Source organism: Bartonella sp. SL317 (genome assembly GCF_059687655.1).
Genome location: NZ_CM185144.1, coordinates 955,866 through 972,031, shown reverse-complemented (window position 1 = coordinate 972,031; position 16,166 = coordinate 955,866). Strand labels below are relative to the sequence as shown.

Sequence of the window (16,166 nt, the reverse complement as noted above, 5' to 3'; positions counted from 1 at the left end):
ATTTTAATAAAGACAGGAGCATTGCAAAATGCCCTTTATTTTTTTTAATCTTGAAGTCTATCGAATTCTTTTAAAAGAGAATTTTACGACATTCCATTGATTTATAATAAGAGGATTTAAAATAAAAAAATCCTACGATATTCAGAGTATTAACTCAATAAAAAGACAAATTTTCTTATAAATTAATGTGTTATCATTGGAATGAGATGTTGATTAATCAGCAATAAAAAAACATAGGTTTTATGAGACATAAAAGTACCATAAAATATAAGTTTTTCAGAAACGAGTGAGAAAGATATCTCAGCTTTTTATATAATGCTGTGCAAAACAGCCTTCTCTTTAAAATCATTCATTTTTTCAAAGTGAATTTTTAAAGCGAGAAAGAATTGTTTTTAAAAGGCTTGAAAAGTTAATTTTTGTAAAAATCCTTCATTGCAAATGCAAAAGATAACTGTTATTGCTGAGTGATAATGCAAATCATTCGCAATATGAAGAGAAAATTAATGAATATAAAAAAGATTTTTACTCTAATTCTGGGTAGTTTTATTTTTTTCACTCCCAATTTAGCGGTATGTGCTGGTAAATTTAAAGCTGTTACAACATTCACCATCATTGCTGATATGGCACGAAATGTAGCAGGTGATGCTGCTGATGTTGAATCGATTACAAAACCAGGAGCTGAGATTCACGAATATCAACCTACCCCTCGTGATCTTATGCGTGCGCAAGGCGCTAACCTTGTGTTGTGGAATGGATTAGAGTTAGAGCTTTGGTTTGAAAAGTTTTTTCAAAACATCAAGGATGTTCCAAGTGTTGTTGTTTCAAAAGGCGTTGTACCCATTACAATTGGTGAAGGCCCATTTAGCGGTAAGCCAAATCCTCATGCATGGATGTCACCAACTGCTGCTTTAATTTATGTTGATAATATACGTGATGCTTTTGTAAAATATGATCCTGAGCATGCTGCTATTTATAAAGAAAATGCTGAAATTTATAAAAAGAAGATTCGTGCAACGATTGATCCAATTAGGTCGGAATTGCAAGCCGTGCCTCAAGAGAAGCGTTGGCTTGTGACCAGTGAAGGTGCCTTCAGCTATTTAGCACATGATTTTGATCTGAAAGAACTCTATTTATGGCCCATTAATGCTGACCAGCAAGGAACACCACAGCAGGTTAAGCATGTTATTGATATGGTTCGCAAACATAATATTCACGTTATTTTTTCTGAAAGCACAATTTCTCCAGCACCTGCAAAACAAGTCGCAAGAGAAACAGGAGCCAAATACGGAGGTGTTCTCTATGTTGATTCTCTCAGTGAGAAAAATGGTGAGGTCCCCACTTATATTGATTTATTACGTGTCACGAGTGGACGTATTAGCAAAGCCTTATTAGAGGGAGTAAAAAGCCAATGACAAAATCTGGAATATTTGCCGAAGGAGTAACAGTAACTTATCGTAATGGACATACAGCTTTACGCGAAGTAAATTTTGAAAGCCCAACAGGGTCTATTACGGCATTGGTTGGTGTGAATGGATCCGGTAAATCAACGTTATTTAAAGCTATTATGGGTTTTGTACGTCCCTCCAAGGGAAAAATTCGCATGTTTGATTTGCCCGTTGATATGGCTTTGAAAAAAAACCTTATTGCTTATGTTCCTCAAAGTGAAGATGTTGATTGGAATTTTCCTGTTCTGGTTGAAGATGTTGTCTTGATGGGACGATACGGTCATATGAATTTCTTTCGCTATGCCCGTACACAAGATTATGAAGCCGTTCGTGTTGCCTTGGAACGGGTTGATATGTTGTCTTTTGCCAAGCGCCAAATTGGAGAACTTTCTGGTGGCCAGAAAAAACGTGTCTTTCTAGCACGTGCTCTGGCACAGAAAGCAAAAGCTATTTTATTAGACGAACCGTTTACAGGGGTTGATGTTACAACAGAAGATAAAATTATTGCTTTGTTACAAGAGCTTCGTAAAGAAGGAGCAGTCATCTTGGTCTCTACCCACAATTTAGGCTCTGTTCCAGAGTTTTGTGATCATACAGTTTTAATAAAAGGAACCGTATTAGCTTCTGGGTTAACAGAAAAAATCTTTACAAAGGAAAATCTGGAGAAAACTTTTGGAGGGGCTTTGCACCACCATCTTTTTAATCTTCAAGGCACCAAAAAAAATGATGCTTTCATGGGGAGAAAGCAGTCTACAGTTCGTGAGAATGTTGAAAGAGTGGAGCACGTTGCATGATTTCTTGGTTGCTTGAGCCACTGAGCTATCAATATATGGTGAATGCAATGTGGGTTTCTGGATTAGTTGGGTGTGTTTGTGCCTTTCTTTCGGCTTTTTTGATGTTAAAAGGTTGGTCATTGATTGGTGATGCGCTTTCCCATTCAATTGTTCCTGGTGTCGCAGGAGCTTATCTTTTAGGATTACCTTTTTCACTTGGTGCTTTTTTTTCTGGTGGTCTTGCAGCAGCAGCAATGCTTTTTTTTAATCATCGGACAAAACTGAAAGAAGATACCATTATTGGTCTCATTTTTTCTTCCTTTTTTGCTTTTGGATTATTTCTTAAATCATTAAAACCGATGGCTGTTAATATTGATACGATTGTTTTAGGAAATATTTTAGCGGTTAGTTCATCAGATATTATACAATTAGCTTTTATTGGTTTTTTGTCTTTATTTATACTGCTTTTGAAATGGAAAGATCTTCTCGTTTCTTTATTTGACGAAACACATGCCCGTGCCATTGGGTTGAATGTAAAGTTTTTAAAGATTCTCTTTTTCACATTGCTTGCTGCTTGTACTGTTGCTGCTATGCAAACAGTCGGAGCATTTTTGGTCATTTGTTTGGTTGTGACACCTGGAGCAACAGCTTATCTTTTAAGTGATCGTTTCGTAAATATTTTGATTATTGCAGTTATAATTGGAACATTCACAAGCGTATTAGGTGTTTATGTGAGTTATTTTTTAAATGCGCAAACAGGTGGTGTTGTTGTGCTTTTTCAAGCATTTCTATTTATATTAGCTTTTATTTTTGCTCCTAAACACGGATATATTGCTGCGCGTTTACGGATAAATGCAGCCAAAAAAGGTGTGATGTTATCATGATTGATCAATTACTACTTCCTTTTCAGTTTTCTTTTATGCTGAAAGGCATGCTTATTGTTACAATCCTTTCTATTCCAATGGCAATGCTTTCCTGTTTTCTTATTTTGAAAGGATGGGCACTGTTAGGCGATGCCATTTCCCATGCTGTTTTTCCAGGTGTTGTTGTTGGTTATATGACAACACCATGGGTGATAGCATTTTTAACTTCTTTACCCTTTGCTTGGTTCCAACATATACGTCCAGAGAATATTACAATGACTTTGATTACTTGCGGTGCTTTTGTTGCCGGTATGGTTTGTGCACTGACAACAGGTTTTTTGGGCAGCAATAGTCGTATCAAACAAGATACAGTGATGGGCGTTGTTTTTTCATCGATGTTTGGTTTAGGGCTTGTTTTAGCAACATCTATCTATAGCAGCTTAGATTTAAATCATATTCTATTCGGTAACCTATTGGGTGTTAACTGGCTTGATATTACGCAGACGGCGATCATTTCTGCCATTGTTACTTTTATTCTAGGAGCAAAATGGCGCGATTTTATGCTGTATATTTTTGATTCCGTTCAAGGCCGTGCCATGGGACTGCGAATATCATTGCTCCACTATACTCTTTTAACTATGATTTCTCTGACAATTGTTGCCGCTTTGAAAGCGGTTGGTATTGTTCTCGTTATTTCTTTATTAATAGCTCCAGGAGCAATTGCTTATCTTATCACAAAACGATTTTCTTTCATGTTGATGATCGCTATATTTGTTGCAGCTGTTTCTGGTTTTTTAGGAATTTATCTCAGCTTATTTATCGGTTCTGATTCTGCTTCCACAATTGTGTTGATCTTAACGTTAATTTTCATGGCAATTTTCATGGCAATTCTCTTTCGTCAAAACACAGCTCAAGGAACTTGAAGATTTAAATTAATGCATATCAGCCATGCATTTTTATATATTGTTTCTCATGCTTATTTTAATTAAGTTTCGAGGTGCTAGGTTATTTTTCCTCCTAATGTCTAGCAGGTGAATGCAGTGCATATTCTCCCCCCCAACACTGCATTCTTAATTAAGAGGCTGCATTGATTTATTCTGCAGCCTTTTTATTTTTTTCTTTTCTAGAAGCTCTTTTTATTTCTTGCAGTCATAAAATAATTATCATATTGCGAAGCTATTTAATATCCTTAAGGAACTTATAACAGCAAAGATGCTTACCCATGAAGATGGAGAGAATGTTTGTGCGCTCAAACATATGAACAGCAAAAAAAATAGATGCAACATTCTTGTGTGATGTTTTGCGTGGAAGAAAATAATACAAGAGAATGAAGAAATATTTCAAAATATCACATCCTTTGCGCATCTGCTATTCTATAGCAGGTTGGATAATGGTTATATTAGGTATTATCGGTGTGATACTCCCTATTATGCCGACTGTACCTTTTCTATTGGTCGCCTCATGGTGTTTTACGCGTTCTTCCCCACGTTTTCATCAGTGGTTGAATAATCATCGTATTTTTGGTCCTCCGCTTAAACGATGGGAAGAAAAAGAGCTATCTCCCCATTTATTAAAGTTTTTGCAGTGATAAGTATGACGGGAGGTTTTTTATCCTTTTTCGTAATGGTATATCCTCCTTTGTGGATTTCTTTACTCATTGCCGTTATATTACTGTTAATTGCTCTTTATATTGTAACGCGTCCATCTTCATAATGAGAAAAAAGGCTTTATGAGATGCTCTTTTTAGCTTTAACTTATTTGTGAAAACTATTTTTCCTTGAAGTTTTAGATATAACCTTTCGACATCCAAAACGCATATGAAATAACAAGCTTTTTAAGAGAAATTGATTAATTGTATGTTTGTGCAATAATTTTTATGAGCAAAGCAAATTATGCACAAACCCCTTAAAATTCATAAAAAGCTTCTTCACCTTCACGAAGGAGCTTTATTTTTTTGTAAAGCATGCTCATACAAATCTCTATAGACATTTCTATGGAAAAATCATTACGTTTTTTAACAAGACATTTCGTTTGTTTTCATATCTCTTGATGAGAACATCATATAAAGCTTATTAACCTTATCGTTTTATACTTATACGCTTAAGAAGCCAATCTGTTATAGTAGATCCATGTTCTCCTAACTTTTAGTTTAAGGATAAGCCATGAGAAACAACAGAATTGCGTTCAAATAGCTTTATATATTCACGTATTCTTGCACTGATATGCGCATAAATGAATTTTTTGACTTCGCATAAAACTTATTCAAAAGAAAATATGATCACATTCTCTGCTTTTATGAATCGTGTCTTTCACATAAAATAAAAAAAACTAATGCCTATCGTGTTATTTACACGCTTATTTTACACAAAACATTTCTTAATGCTTTATGCTCATTTCGTGAGGGCTCTAGAGTATAATATTAAATGTCCTGTAAAATCTATTTGATCACCACTACCCTTCCTTTGTCAGATGCGATCCGATTTTCACTATGCTATTTGTCATGCTCAAAGGTTGCCTTACCCATTGCGAATATTGCAATAGCCTTTTAGAGCATTAATAAGAGCTGTTTTATAGTTTTTATCCACACGAACTATTCCACTTGTCGTAGCATGCAAAGAGATGATTGTGCTTGATCTAAAAATAGATTAAAAATGAGATAAAATTGACGGTAATCCTCACTCAATATGAAAAATAATAGTATCCTGTTATACCGTAAAATACTTTTATCTATAACAATGATATAAAGCATGTAAGCTTCTTTCGTTAAACCTCCTCAGCACGTGAAATCTTTTAAGTGCATCGTGCCGTATTTTTAAGTTTTTCTTATCGAGCCTTAGTTTTAAGTAAACGGCATGTATGGGAAGCTAAGAAAAATCTACTGAAGTCAAACTATTGACGAGACCTTCAAGGGTTAAGAATCCTCGTCTTTAGGATAGAAAAAAGTTTAACCTTATAAAACAATATGACGCGTTAATTATCGGTTTACAGAACCGGAAACTACATCTTTATAGGTCTAGCAACGCGCTTTTTATTACCAAAAAAATTAAGATAACGTTGTAATTCTTTTGAATCACCGATCGTTTTTTCAGGATTATCTGAAAGTTTTACAGCTGGCCGACCATTGGCATGGGTCACCTTACAAACAAGAGAAAGAGCATCAAGGGTTGCGATTTCTTGAGGAGCACAGCCTGTAAAGTCATTGGTAAGATCAGTACCCCATCCAAAACTCATGCGCACTTTCCCATGAAAATGATGATAAGTTTTTTCAATTGTATCGACATCAAGTGCATCAGAAAAAATTAAGAGTTTTTCGCGTGGATCTTTCCCTTTTTCTTTCCACCACTGAATAATACGTTCTCCACCTTCAATAGGAGGTGCACTATCTGGTCTAAAGCCCGTCCAATCTGCGACCCAATCTGGAGCATCACATAAAAATGTTTCCGTACCAAAAGCATCAGGTAAAACAATCAGAAGATTTCCACCATAATAACGGTTCCAGTCTTGCAAAACTTGATACGGAGCTCTGCGTAATTCATCATCGTTGTTACTAAGAGCAGCAATAACCATAGGTAATTCGTGGGCATTGGTTCCAAGAGCTTCTAAATCTGTATCCATGGCAAGAAGGACATTCGAAGTTCCCGTAAAAGAATGGCCAATACCTTCTTTTAATGCTTCCACACACCAGCGCTGCCATAAAAAAGAATGGCGGCGTCTTGTACCAAAGTCAGATATTTTAATATCAGGCAATTTTTTAAGGCGTTCAACTTTACTCCACATTTTTGCTTTAGCCCGCGCATAAAGTACATCAAGAGCAAAACGATCTAATTTTTTCATAGCAGCACGTGAACGTAACTCACTGATAATAGCAAGAGCTGGAATTTCCCACATAGAGCTATAAGCCCACGGACCATGAAAATGAAGAATATATTGGCCATCTTTACGGGTTAGTTCATATTCTGGAAGTTGAAAGTTCTCAAGCCACTGAAGAAAATCTGGTTCAAAAATTTGTTTGCGTCCATAAAATGTATTACCAGCAAGCCAGATCATTTCTTTTTTTGTAAAACGTAAACTAAGGGCATGGTCAAGTTGAGCACGCAATTCACCCTCATCAATATCATCGGCAAGACGTATTGTTTTAGAGCGATTTATAAGAGAAAAAGTAACGTTGACCGTGGGATAAAGCCCCCAAATCATCTGTACCATAAGAAGCTTATAAAAATCCGTATCAAGAAGTGAACGAATAATGGGATCAAGTTTCCAAGTATGATCGTAAACACGTTTAGCAATATCCGGATGATTCATAATCGTTTTCTTTCAGTTTCATAAAATCTAAAATATTATGCACCAACACAGTCAATATAGGCGGTGCAAGGCTTATAACAACTCTACAGTTTTGGTCAATAATACAAAATATACTCTCTTTTTTCATCTTTAAGATTTAACAATACATATAATTTCATGCTGACCTGTTTTTTGTAACTTTATCCCTGTATGAACTTCGGTATATTTTTTGCCATTAACGTGAAGCATATTTTCAGATCCCCATTTGACTTTAATGGAATAAACGGCATCATAAAACTTCATTTCTGCTTCATATTTTGGCCAAAGAGAGGGTAAATTTGGCTGTAAAAACAATAGATCTCCCTGACGCTGTATGCCGAGAATAGCTTGTGTTGCCGCACGATAAAACCACCCTGCTGAGCCTGTATACCATGTCCAACCGCCTTGACCACGGTGTGGTTCAACGGCATAAATATCTGCAGCCATCACATAAGGTTCAACACGATAGGTTTCAGGATTTTGCCCATGGATAATGGGGTTAATCATAGAAAATAAAGCATACGCTTTATCGCTTTCACCCATTCCAGCAAGCGCTAAAATGCTCCAAATAGCACCATGGGTGTATTGCCCACCATTTTCTCGAATGCCTGGAGGATAACCTTTTATATAACCAGGTTCGAGCATTGTTTTATCAAAAGGAGGCCAAAAAAGACGGAGAAGTTTCCCTTTTTCATCATATAGATGTTCAAACATTGAGGTCATAGCCTGTTTTTGACGCTCCAGTGGTGCCATTTTTGAAATGACAGCCCAAGATTGAGCAATAGTATCAATTTGGCATTCATCATTGGTTTGAGAGCCTAGAGGCGTCCCATCATCAAAATAACCACGTCGATACCAAGCGCCATCCCAAGCATTTTTTTCTAGAGATTTTTTCAAACGTTCAAAGTAGGCACTCCATATTTCAACACGGGTATTATCACTCCGTTTTTGAGCTAAAGGAATGAATTCTTGTAGTGTGCTCCCAAGAAACCATCCCAACCACGTGCTTTCTCCTTTTCCTTGGCTCCCTACCAAATTCATGCCATCATTCCAATCACCACCTAAAATAAGCGGAAGTCCATGGGGACCGCAGCGTTTAATGGCAAGATCTAAAGCTAAAGCACAATGTTCATAGATTGTTGCAACCTTTGAAGATTGAGTGGGTTGAAAATAAGCATCCTGTTGTCCACTTTTGAGAATATCTCCTTCAATAAAAGGAATGAGTGTATCAAGAAAGGCATCATCGCCTGTAGTATTGACATAAAGAGCTGTTGCATATGCCAACCAAACGATATCGTCAGAAATGCGTGTGCGAATGCCAGCCTGCGTATCAGGCAACCACCAATGTTGTACATCACCTTCAAGAAATTGATGTGCAGAGGCATTTAACAATTGTTCACGTGTCAATTGTGGTTCCAGCAATAGTAAAGACAAACTATCTTGTAACTGATCGCGAAAGCCAAATGCACCACTGGCTTGATAAAATCCTGCACGTGCCATGATTCGGCATGCATAGACTTGATAAGGAAGCCAATGATTGACCATGATATCAAAGGAGGGATCAGGTGTTTTTACTTGGAGTGGGGAAACAAAATGACTCCAATATTGTTCTTGTTGTGTAAGCAAAGTTTCAAAATCTTTTACACGTACTTGATTGAGCAATTTTTCAGCTTCTTGCCTATTTTCAGCGCTGCCAAGATAGAAGATAATTTCTTTTGTTTGCCCTGGTTGAAGATCAATATCATAGGCGAATGCGGAACAAGGATCACATCCTGATTCAACCATATTCGAAAGAGCACCAGCTTTACAGATCGCATTTGGATGGGTTACGGTTCCCGTTGTACCAATAAATTCAGCGCGATTGGTTGTGGTACTTGTAGGCATTTCGGATGCGGATAAAAATGTAACTTGTTGAGACTTATCAATGTGATAGGGATTTTGAATAAAATGTGCACCCCATCTGGCTTCATAAGAGGAAACAATAAAGGGGGCATATTTTGTACGGATATTTCCCAAAACCCATTCAACATAATTATAAAGGCGTAAACTACGTGGTTTTTCTCCTTCATTTTTAAGGATAAGACGTGAAAAGCGAATAGGTTTCTCTAGGTCAAGTGTATGTGTTAGTTCTAATGCGAGTTTTGAATGTGTCGATTTAAAAGTTGAAAATCCAAAACCATGACAAGCCTCATAGATCACATTTTCATCACATTCTACAGCAGAAATGGGTGAGAAACGTTCTAAAGACTGGCGATCAACCAGATAAAGTGCTTCACCTGGCCGGTTAGACGTCGGATCATTGGCCCAAGGCGTTAATTGATAATCGCGGCTATTGTGAGCCCAAGTAAAAAGTGCACCTTCAGCAGAGACATGAAAACCAAAGCTTTTGTTAGCAATAACATTAATCCACGGATGGGGTGTGGTGGTACGTCCATGAAGACGTATGACATAATGATTATGTTGATTAAAACCACCGTAACCATTCCAATATTTTAGATCTTCTCCATTTGTGTGGAAAGAGGATGGTTTTTGGTGGCTAACAAGACCAATAGAAGCAAAAAGATTTTGTTCAGTTTGTGTTGTAACCCGCCTTTCTTCGTTATATTTTGGCGAGTCTAATTGATCATACGATTCTTGGTAATTTTTACGGATTGTGAAATCAAAATCACTCTCATCAAGTCGTTTAAGCTGTTCAGACAAAGAGCCATTTTGTGCATCAAGAACGATGCGCGCTGCTGCAAGAAGCGTTCTAAAGCTCTGCTCACTGATGTGATCACGTCGAAGCGTGAAAATATGTTGGCGTTCATCTGTTTCTTGCATATGATGTCGATAAGATTCACAGACCCACTCAAGAACACGTTGCGTATTTTGTATGTAAGAAAATGTTTGTTCATTGAGAATGACCAAATCAACGATGAGTCCCCGCATACGCCAATATTCATGTGCTTTAAGGAGCTCACGCAATACCGTTATATTTCCCTCGTTATTTAATCTAAGAAGACAGATTGGATTGTCTCCTGAAATGGACATAGGCCAAAGATCAGACTGTTTTCCAAGCGTTTTTGCTAATATTTCAGAAGGAAGACGCCATGTTCGATCAAGATAGATAAGCGGCGTTGCATATTTTTGATAGACAATGGCTTCTTTAAGCTGAGTTCCGCTTTGGTATAGTGCGACTTGTGAGCGTGTCCATGCCATTGAAAGTTCTTTTTGAAATATATCAGATTGCCGATAATGTTTCATATGATTATGAAGTGTTTCTTTTGCATGAGCCGCAAAAGTCCAAAAAACAAGTTCAGCTTTTCCATGAGCTGGGATTTTTACACGGCATCGCAATGACATAATAGGATCAAGAACGCAACCCTGACTGTTACTGAACCGAGCATTTTTATCAAATGCAGCAGGCCGACGAATGGAGCGCCCGCGCCCAATAAATAACGAGCGATCCGTTTCAGCTTCTGTCTCTTGGAGAATATCTGTTGTACTGGAGACAAAATGAGCAACATAGATTTCAGGGTCATTCGGTGAGCGCTTGCGCCTTTTGGCAAAAATTGTTTTTCCTTCATCAGCAATTTCCGTCTCTATAAACATCCGTGAAAAAACAGGATGCGCACTATCCATATCCATTGTTGCAAGTGCTAATTCACCATACGAAGTAATTTCAATAAGACAGTCTTTATTTGTTGTATTCATCAGTTGAATACGTCTCCCTTCACCACTCCCTTCAGATGTAATAAGACATTCAAGTGTTGATTTGATACCATCAACTATTTTCCTATATTCAGCTTTTTCATCCGTAAAAATGCTGACAGCCTCTTCTTCAATAACGCGTGTTGGTTCACTGGTCACAGACCACCACCGTCCACTATGTATATTGCGTAGGAAGAATAAAGTGCCTTGTTGATCTTCTGTTGCATCAGGCATAAAACGCGTAATCGCATAATCATGCCAACGGCTGTAACCAGAGCCATTTGCGGTCAACATGGTAGAATAAAAGCCATGAGACAAAAGTAACGTTGCCCGTGGTTTGAGCAACGGATTTGTAATAATGCGCAAAGGGGCGTCATCCAATGTTTGATACTTATTACGCATGCGATTAATCGCTTTGGTGTGGATCATAGGAATAAGATGAGGTGCTCTTTCCTGTAAGAGCAATTGCGTTGCTTCAACAACAGGATCACGGTGAAAACGATCTCGCATTCGCCCTTGAAAAATAACATTGTTAAGAGCAAGGATAGACATGCCATGATGATGCGCATAATAATTGCGTACAACAGCGTATTTTTCCCCTGTCTTCAAGCGTGAAGGAGTAAAATCAACAGAGTCATAATAACCATAAGTTCCTAAAGCTCCAAGATTACGAAGTCGTTTTAAATTGTTTACAGCGCAAGCAGGTGCATATTGTGCCGCTAGAAAACTTGCATAAGGAGCAATGACAGCATTGCGTGAGAGACCACGTTGGAGTCCGAGGCTTGGAACACCAAAATGAGCGTATTGGTAATTCATTAAATGATCACGCGTGTTAAATGCAGCCTCTGAAATACCCCATGGCAATTCCCGTGTATGGGCATATTGTATTTGACAACGAATAATCAATCGATTGGTTTGATCTAGAAGAGATCCTAAAGGTTCATGCATCACAAGCGATGGCATAAGATACTCAAACATGGAACCAGACCATGATAGGAGCGCACCTTTCCAACCTATGGGGACGAGGAGTCGACCAAGATGAAACCAATGTTTAAGTTTTATATCTCCTTTTGCAATGGCAAAAAAGCTTGCAAGACGTGCCTCTGAAGCAAGTAGATCATAACAATTTTCATCGAGTTTGTTTTCTTGCACACGATATCCAATAGATAAAAGGTGCCGTTTAGGCTGTTCTAAGAAATCAAATTTCATATCAAAGGCTATTTTTCGTGCCGCTATAGCCAATCTGTTTAGCTTTTTGCATAATTTTTCAGTATCATAATGAGTAGTCGCATCACGATAATGAGCATTGCAGGTATCGATAAGGCATTTAGCCCAAGAAAGTGCACGTGTAGATTCTATTGTTTGAATTTTTTGATCAAGTTCATCAACTAAGTGCATAATATCATGGGCTGCACGTAAAAGATCCGTGATATAAGAAGAGGAAGTATTTTCTTGTTCTATAAAAGTACGAACAGAATGATGAAAGCGAGTGATATTTTCTTCGATTCTTTGGCGTAAAGGGTGTAAATCGGGTCGATCATTTGCAATCTCTTGGAAAGTTTCTTCAAGAATAGCATGGACATCCGCTAAGCCTTCTCGGTCACTTTTAAAAAGAAGAGCCGGTTTTTCAGTCCATTCACTTAAAGCAGAAGAGAGTGTTACCAAATGACCAGCAAGATTTCCTGAATCAACAGTTGAGACATAAGTCGGCAAAAGAGGTCTCAGTGTATTCGTTTCATACCAATTATAAAGATGGCCACGGAACTTTTCCATTTTTGCAAGAGAGCGTAATGTACATTCAATACGGGTGATAGTCTCTTCAAAACCAATCCAGCCAAAATCACGCGCAGCAATAACAGAAAGGAGATAAAGCCCAATATTGGTAGGAGACGTACGTTGCGCAACAAGAGGTTCAGGATCTTCTTGAAAATTATCGGGAGGCAAATAGTTGTTTTGTTCATTGACAAAGATTTCATAATAAAGCCATGTCCGCCGTGCAATAGAACGGAGTTTTTTTTCATCTTTTGAAGAAAGATCAAGACTATCTTGAAATGTTAAAGGTTGACTCACGGCCCAAGCAATGAAGGGTGAAAAAAACCATGCTATCCCAAAAGGTAAAGCAATAAAGCTTGCAAAACTATCAGAAAAAAGAGGGAGCGCTATGGCAAGAGCACCAATAAGCGATGCTGGCGCCATTATAAGGATATAAAAACTTAAACGATTAGGGACTGATTTTGTTGCAGCAGAGGTCTTCCATTCAAGAAGGTGCTGTTTTGAAATCATCATACGGTAGAGTGTACGAATAATCGCATCGGTCATAAAATATGCCGAATGAGCCAAAAATGTTGTTTTAAGAAATATATCAGCGCTTGTAAGAGTAGTTTTGTTCCAAATTAATTGAAAATTTCCGCGCAAAGAATAATCTATATTGGATGAGACAAACATTTTTAATACACATAAAATGGGTGCAATGAAGGCGCTAAGCAACAAGAATATTTGCCAGACGATTGCACTCTTTAATGGCAAAAAAGTCCATCCTGCAAATGCTGCGGTTAACCACATCAATGGCGTGAGAGAACGACGCAAATTATCCTGCATTTTCCAACGCGTCACAGAGCTTATTTGACGAGGAAAAAAAAGATAAGGCAAAAGCTGCCAATCACCGCGAATCCAACGATGATAACGCATAACATCAATATGATAAGCTGTTGGATAATCTTCAATAACTTCTATGCTACTTACAAGAGCCGTACGGGCATAACCGCCTTCTAAAAGATCATGACTGAGAACCGTATTTTCTTTAATTTTACCATCAAGTGCTTGTTCAAATGCATCAATATTATAAAGACCTTTACCAATAAAGCTGCCTTCTCCTAAAAGATCTTGATAAGTATCAGAAACAGTAAAAACATAAGGATCAATGCCACGGTTTGTAGAAAAAACCCGTTGGAAAATTGATGTTTTTTTCCCAGTTGTCAGAGAGGGAATAATACGTGGTTGCAAAACACTATACCCTTTTACAACCTTTCCACTTTGCGGGTCAAAAATAGGATGATTGAGTGGATGATTAAGCTTTCCAACAAGTTTTGTGACACTCTGAGGGGTAAGACGTGTGTCACAATCCAGTGTCATAACAAAACGGCAATCCATAGGAAGATGTGGATCAGGAGGATAAAAGCTTGTATTTTTATCACCTCTTAACAGCCGATTGAGTTCATGAAGTTTTCCCCGCTTTCGTTCCCATCCCATCCAACATTTTTCACTTTCATTATAAAGGCGCTGGCGATGTAAAAGGAAAAAAAGAGGAAGTTCATTACGATGATAACGACTATTGAGTTTATCAATGCTTCTTCGCGCATAATGCAATAAATCAAGATCATCTTGTGTTTCTCTCAAGGAAGAGTCCACCCAATCTGTAATGAGTGCAAAATGAATAGCGCCTTTAGGATTGGAAAGATAGTGCACTTCAAGATTGCGCACTTGCTCATCAATATCATCGCGTGATGTTATCAAAGTAGGGACAACAACCATTGTCCGTGCATATTTTGGAATACCTTTTTTATATTCATAACCAATAAGTTGTCTTGATGGAACAAACCATGAAACAACCGTATTAAAGAAGGAAAAAGCTGCATCCATAGCAGGAAAAAGCGCTAATACAGTAAAGAAAAACGATCCCCATCGGGTCATACCAGATATTTGTAAAAGGGTGTAAATTGCAAGCAAAAGAGCAAGTGTCAGAAAAGAGACAGGAACGGCGATGACTCTCAGTTTTAAGCAATAAGAAGCACGTGCCCATTTTATGAAAAAAGGTGGATTATATCCACAAGCTCTTTCAAAGGCATCTCGACCATCATCGACAAGATACCAACCCACATAGGAACAATGAGATGTATCTTCAGAAGTGGAGCTTGCCATTTCTACGACTTTATGAGCAATTTCTAGCTCGTTAAGAGGCGAAAAACGTGCAATTTTTTCAATAACTTGTCGATAGATACTGCGTGAATGAAAGTCAATTTCAGAAAAATCACTATTTTTACGCAAAATAGCATCAACACAACTTACTGTTTCAAACCATACTGTCCAATCAACATCATCTATCGCTTTAAGAGCACGGATAATATTGCCCATGGTTACGCCATCTGCTGCTTGTCGGGTATGTTCATCAGCCGTTGCACTTTCTAAGTTACTGCCTTGGCTTTCCAATTGTTTTTCAAGCCAAGTTAAGGCTACAGTTGAATCAACAGATGCACTACGCAGGCGATAGAATAAATGCGCTGAAAAAGTTGGATCAGCAATGAAGGATTTATACCGCGTAAAAAGAGAGTTTAGACTTGTTTCATTGTCTACAAGAGAAATTTTATCCGCTACTTGGCTAGCAAGATGGCGCATATGCCGCGCTTTTTCGATACGCACGGAGAGACGACGCACATTTTCAATGAGCAGCATTTTTATGACAGAAGGAAGTGCCCAAAGTTCACCAATTGTAAGCGGGGAAACTTCTTGAAATCCATTAATCACAGCCGTGAGTGTTTCTTGTGAGAAATGACTATCGGTATGTGCAATATAAAGCCAAGTTAAAGCAAAAATGCGTGGTATTCCTGCTTTTTCTGTAGAAAGAGGAAGTTGCTTTATAAAGGACTTGGGGAGATTACGGCGTAACAGTTGTATTGTTTTATCAATAGTGTAATGATTATCAATAAGCCATTGAGCAGAGGGTGCTATCGTTTCATCGTTTCGAGCAGCCAAATCACTGGTATGAAAAGCATGAAGTATCAGTTTAGAATTTTCATTCAATCTCTTGCGAAAATCTTCGACTCCTTCATATTCAGGAAGTAAAATTTCTTTACCAGAAGCTATATCATTCCCTAAATTATAAAGATCCTCCTGTACTTTATAAATTGCACGAAGAGGAAAATCTGTATTAATAAAATGATCTTTTTCTTTTTTTTGAGAAAAAAAATACTTTATGAAAGGTATTGTGCACGCCATAATGTCCCATTTTTATTCAGTTATATTGTTTTTTTATTTATGTTTTTTATTTTAATTGTAAGCATTTTATCTGAATAGTGAAC

6 protein-coding genes and 1 pseudogene are annotated in these 16,166 nt (G+C 37.6%); 5 read left to right on the top strand and 2 right to left on the bottom strand.

The window, feature by feature from the left end; genetic code table 11:
* Positions 1–503 precede the first annotated feature (503 nt).
* The 5 genes and pseudogenes from AC6ER9_RS04425 (at position 504) to AC6ER9_RS04405 (ending at position 4,794) form a co-directional block, all read left to right on the top strand.
* A complete protein-coding gene (locus tag AC6ER9_RS04425) occupies positions 504–1,412 on the top strand; it encodes a metal ABC transporter substrate-binding protein (RefSeq protein WP_497075165.1) in 909 nt (302 codons plus the stop codon).
* Entirely contained in the window at positions 1,409–2,239 is an 831-nt protein-coding gene (locus AC6ER9_RS04420) for a manganese/iron ABC transporter ATP-binding protein (RefSeq protein WP_497075164.1), read from the top strand. Before AC6ER9_RS04425 ends, AC6ER9_RS04420 begins: the two co-directional genes overlap by 4 nt.
* Positions 2,236–3,102, top strand: coding sequence for a metal ABC transporter permease (locus AC6ER9_RS04415; protein WP_497075163.1), 867 nt, complete (start codon positions 2,236–2,238; stop codon positions 3,100–3,102). The genes AC6ER9_RS04420 and AC6ER9_RS04415 overlap by 4 nt, the downstream gene beginning before the upstream one ends.
* Positions 3,099–4,004, top strand: coding sequence for a metal ABC transporter permease (locus tag AC6ER9_RS04410; RefSeq protein WP_497075162.1), 906 nt, complete (start codon positions 3,099–3,101; stop codon positions 4,002–4,004). The genes AC6ER9_RS04415 and AC6ER9_RS04410 overlap by 4 nt, the downstream gene beginning before the upstream one ends.
* Positions 4,005–4,408: 404 nt before the next feature.
* Positions 4,409–4,794 (top strand): annotated as a pseudogene (locus AC6ER9_RS04405) (YbaN family protein).
* Positions 4,795–6,078: 1,284 nt separating this feature from the next.
* Here AC6ER9_RS04405 and pncB read toward each other — a convergent pair.
* A complete protein-coding gene (gene pncB, locus AC6ER9_RS04400; protein ID WP_497075161.1) occupies positions 6,079–7,383 on the bottom strand; it encodes a nicotinate phosphoribosyltransferase in 1,305 nt (434 codons plus the stop codon).
* 129 nt (positions 7,384–7,512) lie between these two features.
* The gene (locus AC6ER9_RS04395) at positions 7,513–16,083 is read right to left on the bottom strand and encodes a glycoside hydrolase family 94 protein (protein WP_497075160.1); all 8,571 of its coding nucleotides are present in this window, start codon (positions 16,081–16,083) and stop codon (positions 7,513–7,515) included.
* Between the last annotated feature and the right edge of the window lie 83 nt (positions 16,084–16,166).

Bases quoted from the DNA above. Each gene is read 5' to 3' on its own strand.
- AC6ER9_RS04415 (WP_497075163.1), top strand. From the start codon at position 2,236: ATGATTTCTTGGTTGCTTGAGCCACTGAGCTATCAATATATGGTGAAT.
- AC6ER9_RS04410 (WP_497075162.1), top strand. From the start codon at position 3,099: ATGATTGATCAATTACTACTTCCTTTTCAGTTTTCTTTTATGCTGAAA.
- AC6ER9_RS04420 (WP_497075164.1), top strand. From the start codon at position 1,409: ATGACAAAATCTGGAATATTTGCCGAAGGAGTAACAGTAACTTATCGT.
- AC6ER9_RS04395 (WP_497075160.1), bottom strand. From the start codon at position 16,083: ATGGCGTGCACAATACCTTTCATAAAGTATTTTTTTTCTCAAAAAAAA.
- AC6ER9_RS04425 (WP_497075165.1), top strand. From the start codon at position 504: ATGAATATAAAAAAGATTTTTACTCTAATTCTGGGTAGTTTTATTTTT.
- pncB (WP_497075161.1), bottom strand. From the start codon at position 7,383: ATGAATCATCCGGATATTGCTAAACGTGTTTACGATCATACTTGGAAA.